Raw genomic sequence first — 6,970 nt, forward strand, 5'->3', positions numbered from 1 at the left:
CTCCGGAAGTCGGCCACGACACGCGGGGGGCCTCGCCGTGTGGACGGTGTTTTCGGCCGCGGGATCAGCGAACGCCGGAGTTACGGGGCCGCGCCGGCCGATTGCGGGGCGGGACGGCCGCGTCAGCGCAGGACGCGCCCGTCGGCGACCACCGAGCGCACGTGCCATTCGTGGTCGAGCAGCACGGCGTCCGCGGCGTAGCCCGGGTGGAGGCGGCCGAAACGGTGGTCCTCCCCCAGGAGGCGTGCGGGAGTGAGCGTCAGCGCCGTGACGGCGTGCACCGGGTCGAGGCCGACCGGTCCGACGGCGACGCGCAGGGCGGCGTCCTGGGTGAGGATCGAGCCTGCGATCGTCGAGGTGCCCGACAGCACGGCGAGACCGTCCCTGACGGTGACGTTCAGACCGCCGAGACGGTAGTCGCCGTCGTTCGCGCCCGCGGCCGCCATGGCGTCCGTCACCAGGGCGACGCGCCCCGGCGCGGCCGTGAAGAGCAGGCGCGCGACCGATGGGTGCACGTGGAGCCCGTCGAGGATCAGCTCGAGCGTGACCTCGGGGTTGTCGATCGCCGCCATGACGGGGCCGGGCGCGCGGTGGTGGATGCCGTTCATGGCGTTGAAGGCGTGCGTCAGGAGGCGCGCGCCGACCTCGAAGGCGCGGGCCGCCTGGTCGTAGTCGGCCGCGGTGTGCCCCACGCCGACGACCACGCCGGCCTCGATGAGCACGCCGATCGCCTCCAGGGCATTGGGCAGTTCGGGGGCGATGGTGGCCGTGCGGAGTGTGCCGCGCGCGGCGCCGATCAGCTCCTCCACCGTGGCGGGCCCCGGCTCGCGGAGGAAGTCCGCGTCGTGCGCCCCCCGCCGCTCGAGGGCGAGGAAGGGCCCCTCCAGGTGCGAGCCCAGCAGGAGCGGGTCCACGTGCGCCACGTCGGCGACGACCCCGAGGCTCTCCCGCAGCGAGGCCAGCGGGTTCGCGACGTGCGACACCAGGGAGCGCGTCGTCCCGTGGGCCCGATGGGTGGCGAGCGCTGCGAGCATCTCCTCCGGCCCGTCGTCGAACGGGTGGCCTCCGCCGCCGTGGCAGTGCAGGTCGATGAAGCCCGGCGTGAGCCAGTGGCCGCCCGCGTCGATCACGGTCGCTCCGGGGGCGCGCGCGGCCTCGTGCCACCCGGTGCCGGAGCCGGTCGCGGCGATGACGCCGTCGTCGGCGGCCAGCCAGAACTCGTCGACCAGCCCGTCCGCATCGACCTTGCGGGCGTCGTGGACGACGAGCCGGGTCATGCGAACTCGCGCCGCCCGTTGATCACGCCGCTGACCGTCGCGATGACCGCGAACACGAGGGCGACGATCGGCTGTCCGAGATCCCACCACGCGAACGCCGCGGCGCCCATGACGAGCACTTCGACCAGAGCCTTCACGAGGGCGTCGACGTGCAGGACGGCCTTGGGGGAGCGGAACAGCGCCCAGAGCAGGAGGGCGACGGCCGGCGTCGCGATGCCGAACACGACGTTCCACGGCAGGGGCCAGGCGACGAATCCCCAGATGCCGAGCGAGACCACGGCGAACAGCTCGAGCACGAACCGGAGGATGTCGTTCGGTCCGATGCGGAGGCGGGCCTGCTGGTCTTGCACGGGAGTCACCGGCCCAGTCTACCGGCCGCCTCCTGCAGGGCGGGCGAGGGCGTCAGCGGAAGATGATGGTGCGTGCGCCGTCGAGCAGCACGCGGTCCTCCGCGAACCACTTCACGGCCTGGGTGAGGGTGCGGCTCTCCTCGTCCTGACCGATCGCCACGAGCTGCTGCACCGTCTGCGCGTGATCCACCCGAACGACGTTCTGCTCGATGATCGGACCCTCGTCGAGGTCGCTCGTCACGAAGTGGGCCGTCGCGCCGATCAGCTTCACGCCGCGGGCGTGCGCCTGCCGGTACGGATTGGCGCCCTTGAACCCCGGGAGGAAGGAGTGGTGGATGTTGATCGCGCGTCCGGCGAGCTTCTCGCACAGCTCCGGCGACAGGATCTGCATGTAGCGGGCGAGCACGACCAGTTCGATGTCGTGCTCCTCGACCGCGGCCAGCACGCGCTCCTCGAAGGCGGCCTTCGACTCCGCGTCCGTCACGGGCTGCGATTCGAACGGCACGCCGTAGAACCCGGCGAGGTCGCGCAGCGTGCCGTGGTTGGACAGCACGAGCGGGATCTCGACAGGCAGCTGGCCGGCGCGCTGGCGGAAGAGGAGGTCGTTGAGGCAGTGGGCGGCCGTCGACACGAGCACCAGGGTGCGCAGCGGGCGACCGACGAAGTCGACGCGGTGCGTCATCCCGAACCGCTCCACGACCGGTGCGAGCGCACTCTCGAACTCCGCGCGGCTCGCGCCCGACTCCACCTGCAGGCGCATGAAGAAGCGCCCGGTGTCGAGGCTCGCGAACTGCTGGCTCTCGGTGATGTTGCCGCGCGCGGCCACGATGGCCCCGCTCACCGCGTGCACGATCCCGGGCTGGTCGGTGCAGCTGAACGTCAGCACCCAGTGGTTGGCGTGGCCGGGGGAAGCGGGGGTGGGGGAGGTCGCGCTCGCGGTCATCGGCTCAGGATATCGCTCCGTCGAGGAGGTTCCGCGCCGTCCTCGGCTGTTGACGGGCGACGGCGCGTGCACTTGGATCGGTGCATGACCAGCACCGGCGAGGACGCGCCCGACCGGGCGCCCGCCTCCCTGCCCGCGCCCGGCTCGGCCTTCGGGGTCGAGCTCAACGGCCTCAACACCATCGACGAGAGCGAGCGGAAGGGGCGCGCGAGCAGCCTGTTCTGGCCGTGGTTCGGCGCCAACGTGTCGGTCTTCGGACTCAGCTACGGCTCGTTCCTGCTCGGCTTCGGGATCTCGTTCTGGCAGGCCACCCTCGTCGGCGTGGTGGGGATCGTCGCGTCGTTCCTGCTCTGCGGCGTGATCGCGCTCGCAGGCAAGCGCGGCTCGGCCCCGACGATGGTGCTCAGCCGCGCGGTGTTCGGCGTGAACGGCAACCGCGTCCCCTCCCTGCTCTCCTGGCTGCTGACCGTCGGGTGGGAGACTGTCCTCACCGCGCTGGCGGTCCTGGCGACGGCCACCGTGTTCGAGCAGCTCGGCTGGGAGGGCGGGGTCGTCACGAAGATCGTGGCCCTCGTCGTCGTGGTCGCGCTCGTCGTGGTCGGCGGAGTGATCGGCTTCCACCTGATCATGCGCATGCAGATGATCATCACGGTCGTGACCGGTGTGCTCACCCTGCTCTACATCGCCCTGGTGCTCGGCCACATCGACCTCGGCGCGGTCGGTGCGCTCCCGGCAGGCGATGCGCCGCATGTGATCGGCGGGTTCGTCTTCATGCTCACCGGCTTCGGGCTCGGCTGGGTGAACGCGGCCGCGGACTACTCGCGGTACCTGCCACGCGGCACCCGCAGCCGCGGCGTCGTCGGCTGGACGACGTTCGGGTCGTCCCTGGCGCCCGTCGTCCTGCTGGTGTTCGGGATCCTGCTCGCAGGGTCGTCGCCGTCGCTGTCGGAGAAGATCGCGGCCGATCCGATCGGGGCACTGGCCTCCCTGCTGCCGACCTGGTTCCTGGTCCCCTTCGTGATCGTGGCCGTGCTGGGGCTCGTCGGCGGCGCGGTCCTCGACATCTACTCGTCCGGCCTGGCGCTCCTCAGCGTGGGTGTGCGCGTGCCGCGTTACATCGCGGCCGGGATCGACGGCGTCATCATGACCGCCGGTGCGATCTACGTGGTCTTCTTCGCGGGTGACTTCCTCGGACCGTTCCAGGGCTTCCTGATCACCCTCGGGGTGCCGATCGCCGCGTGGTGCGGCATCTTCGTCGCCGACATCGCCCTGCGCAGGAAGGACTACGCGGAGGCGGAGCTCTACGACCCGCGCGGACGCTACGGGTCGGTGCGGTGGCTGCCCATCGCGCTCATCGTGGTCGGCACCGCGATCGGCTGGGGCCTCGTGACGAACACCGCGGCGTCCTGGCTCGGCTGGCAGGGCTACCTCCTCGGCCCGCTCGGGCTCGGGGGAACGAAGGGCGACTGGGCCTACGCCAACCTCGGCGTCCTCATCGCGCTCGTGATCGGCTTCGTCGGCACAGCGCTCTTCTCGCGCGCCTCGATCCGGCGCCAGGAGGAGCGGTGAGCGCGCCCGTCCTGGTCGTCGTCGATATGCAGCAGGTGTTCGGCGATCCGGCGAGCGGCTGGTTCACGCCGGGGTTCGCCGAGGCCGAGACCGGCGTCGCGCGGCTCCTGCCGGCGTTCGGCGAACGTGTCGTCTTCACCCGGTTCACCGCGCCCCGGGCGCCGCGCGGGGCGTGGGTGCGCTACTACGAGGAGTGGCCGTTCGCGCTCGTGCCGCCCGACGACCCGCTCTACGACCTCGTCCCCGCCTTCCGCGACACCGGGCATCCGGTCGTCACCGAGACGACCTTCGGCAAGTGGGGTCCCTCCCTCCGGGAGGCGCTCCGGGGAGCGGACGAGATCGTCCTGGCCGGCGTCTCCACCGACTGCTGCGTGCTGTCGACCGCGCTTCCCGCCTCCGACGCCGGAGTGCACGTGCGCGTCGCTGCCGACGCGTGCGCCGGCCTGACCGAGGCCGACCACCGCCGCGCGCTCGACGCGATGGCGCTCTACGCCCCGCTCATCGAGATCGAGACGACCACCGCCATCCTCGCCGGCCTCCGGTAGACTCGTCCCTGGTCGGCGGTTCCCGCACGGCCCTGGGCGCGCACATGGGCGCGTAGTCGACCCGCCCCTCCTTCCTCGGAGGACTCCTCCCGCCAGTTGACCGGCCGGAATGGGCGGGGAACGCCGTTCGTTGGACAGCACCGTCATGACTGCCTCTTCAACGTCGCCATTGGCAACCGTTCCGAAGTTCCCCTGGGTGGGCCTGCTCGCGCTCGCCGCCGCCGTGTTCCTCTCGATCACGAGCGAGATGATCCCGACCGGGCTCCTGCCCGACATGAGCGCCGCGCTCGGGGTGAGCGAGGCGCAGATCGGACTCCTGGTCACGGTCTTCGCCTTCACCGTCGTCATCACGAGCACTCCGCTCACCGCGCTCACCAAGCGGTGGCCGCGGCACGGGATGATCGTGGGCGTCCTGGTGGTGCTCGGGCTCTCGAACCTGCTCACCGCTGTGTCGCCCGATTACGCCTGGGTCGTCGTCTCGCGCATCGTCGGCGGCGTCGCCCACGGGATGTTCTGGTCGATCGTCGGGGCGTACGCCGGGCACCTGGTCCCCACGGAGCAGATCGGCCGCGCCGTCTCCATTACCCTCGGCGGAGGCACCCTCGCGTTCGTGTTCGGGGTGCCGCTGGCCACCTTCGCCGGGCATGTGTTCGGCTGGCGGCTCTCGTTCGGGGTCCTCGCGGGGCTGATGTTCGTCGGGGCCGTGCTCGTCTGGCGGCTCCTCCCGGCGGTCGAGCGCGACGACGACAGCCCCGCGGGACGGCGCGACCGCAGCGTGCCGCGCCCCCGCGACCGCACCATCTCCGCGGTCGTCATGGTGTGCCTGATCGTCGCGGCCACGATGGTCGGTCACTACTCGTTCTACACCTTCGTCGTCCCGTTCCTGACCGGGCCGATGGGAGTGGCCGCCGGTGACGTCGGCGCCCTCCTGTTCGTCTACGGCATCGCCGGCGCGGTGGGGCTCGTGCTGGCCGGCTCGGTGCTCGGGCCGCGTCCGCAGCTCGGGCTGGTCCTCGCGCTCGTCGTGACGGGTGCGGCGGTCGCCGGTCTCGCCGCCTTCGCCGCGCAGCCGCTGCTCGGCCTCGCCTCGTTCATCGCGTGGGGCCTGGCGTTCGGCGCTCTGCCGCCGCTGCTCCAGACACGCCTGCTCCACACCTCGTCCGCCGCGTTCCGCGACACGGCCAGCGCGCTCTACACGACGTCGTTCAACATCGGGATCGGCGGCGGAGCGCTGCTCGGCTCGCTCGTCTTCGATGCGGGCGGTCTTCTGCTCCTGCCCGTGCTCTACATCGTGCTGCTGGCGGTGTCGCTCGTGCTGGTGCTGATCGTGGGGCGGATGGGCGCTCGGGCGAGTGCGGCCGGCTGAGCCGACACCGGCTGTCGATGGCTACGGCAGCCCCGGGAACGTGACCGGGGCGTCCATCACGATCCCGTGGCGGTCGCCGAAGTCGTAGCCGAACCCGAGCCGGTACGTGCCGGGAGGGCCGACCCACTCGTAGGTCTGCGCCGCGGTTCCGTCCGCCGCCGTCCGCAGGGTCGGCCCGGCGGGGGAGCCGTTCACATACAGCAGAAGCCCGGTCTCCGGGCGGCCGTACGCGGTCATCGCGACGTCGAACTGAGTGACGGTGGCCGTGATCGACGGCGCCAGAACGCTCCCCGTGGTAGGACCAGACCACGCGGAGACATTGCCCAGCACGTCGGTCTGGCGGGCGGTGATCGCGAACTCCTGCCCGACGTGAGTCAGCTCCCCGGTCGTCCACGAGCCGTCGGCCGCCGCGGTCACCGTGGTGAGCACTGTTCCGCCGTCGGAGACCTCGACCGAAGCACCGGGCTCGGCCGTGCCGGAGACGATGGGCGCGGCGTAGCCGGCGATCGCCCCGGTCCCGGTGTCGACGGTCGCGATCGTCGGCGGCAGCGCGGTGCGATCGATGACGATCGAGCGCGCCACGGCGTCGGAGGTGCCGGCCGCGGTCGTCTGGGTGAACGACAGCGTCCACGTGCCGTCGGCGAGCCCGGCCAGATCCAGACCGAGCCCCCAGGACCCGTCGGCGCCCGCGGTGGTGCTGCCCAGCGTGGCCGCCGCGGCCGCCGCCGAGCGGATGCCCGTGCCGCCGCCGGGAGCCGCAGTCGCCGTCACTGCGGCGTCCGGAGTGGCGGTGCCGGAGGCGTCCATGGCAAGCGCGTTGGTCGTGAAGCCGTCCGCGGGGAAGGCGCTCGACAGGGCCGGGGGTTGCGGCCGGGTCCCCGAGGGACCGGTCGGGGTGGTCGGTGTGGTGGGGGTGGTGG

General features: G+C 72.1%; 7 protein-coding genes. 3 read left to right on the forward strand and 4 right to left on the reverse strand.

Going from position 1 to position 6,970, the window contains the following annotated elements:
- Positions 1-122: 122 nt before the first annotated feature.
- From nagA to purU, 3 genes are read right to left on the reverse strand one after another with little or no spacing between them, the layout of a single operon-like run.
- A complete protein-coding gene (gene nagA / locus LLS1_RS08240) occupies positions 123-1,277 on the reverse strand; it encodes an N-acetylglucosamine-6-phosphate deacetylase (protein ID WP_226654651.1) in 1,155 nt (384 codons plus the stop codon).
- Positions 1,274-1,636: a YrdB family protein gene (locus LLS1_RS08245; RefSeq protein WP_223357784.1), complete on the reverse strand. Its 363-nt coding sequence runs from the start codon at positions 1,634-1,636 to the stop codon at positions 1,274-1,276. The genes nagA and LLS1_RS08245 overlap by 4 nt, the downstream gene beginning before the upstream one ends.
- Before the next feature lie 43 nt (positions 1,637-1,679).
- The gene (gene purU / locus LLS1_RS08250) at positions 1,680-2,570 is read right to left on the reverse strand and encodes a formyltetrahydrofolate deformylase (RefSeq protein ID WP_226654653.1); all 891 of its coding nucleotides are present in this window, start codon (positions 2,568-2,570) and stop codon (positions 1,680-1,682) included.
- Between the two features lie 84 nt (positions 2,571-2,654).
- Between purU and LLS1_RS08255 the strand changes: the two genes are divergently transcribed.
- The 3 genes from LLS1_RS08255 (at position 2,655) to LLS1_RS08265 (ending at position 6,050) form a co-directional block, all read left to right on the forward strand.
- Positions 2,655-4,139 (forward strand): cytosine permease, encoded by a 1,485-nt coding sequence (locus LLS1_RS08255; protein ID WP_226654655.1) that lies wholly within the window; start codon positions 2,655-2,657, stop codon positions 4,137-4,139.
- Complete coding sequence (locus LLS1_RS08260) at positions 4,136-4,684, forward strand: cysteine hydrolase family protein (RefSeq protein ID WP_226654656.1); 549 nt, start codon at positions 4,136-4,138, stop codon at positions 4,682-4,684. Before LLS1_RS08255 ends, LLS1_RS08260 begins: the two co-directional genes overlap by 4 nt.
- Positions 4,685-4,853: 169 nt before the next feature.
- Complete coding sequence (locus tag LLS1_RS08265) at positions 4,854-6,050, forward strand: MFS transporter (RefSeq protein WP_226654658.1); 1,197 nt, start codon at positions 4,854-4,856, stop codon at positions 6,048-6,050.
- Between the two features lie 21 nt (positions 6,051-6,071).
- Here LLS1_RS08265 and LLS1_RS08270 read toward each other — a convergent pair.
- The coding region (locus LLS1_RS08270) for an Ig-like domain-containing protein (protein WP_226654659.1) at positions 6,072-6,970 on the reverse strand (899 nt) is incomplete at its 5' end.

The sequence above is a fragment of the Leifsonia sp. LS1 genome (genome assembly GCF_020521355.1).
In the GTDB taxonomy this organism is placed as follows: Bacteria; Actinomycetota; Actinomycetes; order Actinomycetales; family Microbacteriaceae; genus Leifsonia.

What these genes read in the sequence shown, in the direction of transcription:
- nagA (WP_226654651.1), bottom strand. Translation starts at nt 1,277, where the DNA reads ATGACCCGGCTCGTCGTCCACGACGCCCGCAAGGTCGATGCGGACGGG.
- purU (WP_226654653.1), bottom strand. Translation starts at nt 2,570, where the DNA reads ATGACCGCGAGCGCGACCTCCCCCACCCCCGCTTCCCCCGGCCACGCC.
- LLS1_RS08255 (WP_226654655.1), top strand. Translation starts at nt 2,655, where the DNA reads ATGACCAGCACCGGCGAGGACGCGCCCGACCGGGCGCCCGCCTCCCTG.